The sequence below is a fragment of the Colwellia sp. TT2012 genome, assembly GCF_001440345.1.
In the GTDB taxonomy this organism is placed as follows: Bacteria; Pseudomonadota; Gammaproteobacteria; order Enterobacterales; family Alteromonadaceae; genus Colwellia.
Window position 1 is genome coordinate 1 of sequence record NZ_LJYX01000097.1, and the last position, 891, is coordinate 891.

Below are 891 nucleotides of genomic sequence, written 5' to 3' on the forward strand. Positions count from 1 at the left end.
GCGAATGTCATCGGGTGATGCGACGCGACCCTGCGCTGAGCCCAGACGGAGAAGTCGCCGATAGGGATTCTGCCTATTTCGAATCTCAAGAAGCGTACCGAAGGCATCGAAAATTACCCCATCTACCATCTGGCCCTCCTCAATCGAATAACCTAGCCTGGGCGATCGCTGGCACTCAGCGTTAGCGAACCACGATACCATGGCCGGCCAGTTCGCTTACTAGTGTTTTACGCCGAAGCATTTTAGGAATTGTGAACATGCTTCTATATCCGTAAAAAAGACCCACCGAAACAAACAAAAGACCCAGGCCGTATGTGGCGGTTGCAATAATTAGCCCTGCCGGAACCGCTGCAAGAGTGAATACAATGCCTTTCAGTACACTAGACCTGGCGACAAGCTTCATGTGATCGAGGTCATACTCGACCTTTCCATCTGCCTTTTGGCACGCCACTAGAACGATGGTTTTCTTGTTCAAATGCTTGTAGTACCACGTACGAGGCTTGTCAGTAACAATCGCCCCGTGCCTTTTCAAGTAGTCCAACATGCAAACTTCTTTGAAATGGAAAGTTTTTCCTTCACTGTCTTCGCACCGAACTTGGCTATAGAGCGCATCAATGTCAGCAGAGTTTTTAACAATGTAGTTCTTAACAGTGAGCTCAATTTTTTTCAGATCAGACATGCATTTTCCTTAGTGCACTTTGAAGTGGTACGTGAATGCGAGCGCACACGAAGCCGTCCAGCGGATTGGTCTGCGGGATACATAAAGGTCTAAATCCAAAGCGCTCGCCGCGCCTTGCCACGTACTACAGCTCGAAAACGGCCTCTGGGCCGGGTGAGTCAACCCAATTGGATGCTCACCGCGGCTCGCTGAGCTCACTAGCGATAACGTAG

At 49.8% G+C, this 891-nt stretch carries 1 protein-coding gene; it reads right to left on the bottom strand.

The features are described from left to right. Positions 1 to 181: 181 nt before the first annotated feature. Complete coding sequence (locus tag ASU03_RS18900) at positions 182 to 679, bottom strand: hypothetical protein (protein ID WP_057833277.1); 498 nt, start codon at positions 677 to 679, stop codon at positions 182 to 184. Between the last annotated feature and the right edge of the window lie 212 nt (positions 680 to 891).

Coding starts and splice junctions, on each gene's coding strand:
- ASU03_RS18900 (WP_057833277.1), bottom strand. CDS start 679: ATGTCTGATCTGAAAAAAATTGAGCTCACTGTTAAGAACTACATTGTT.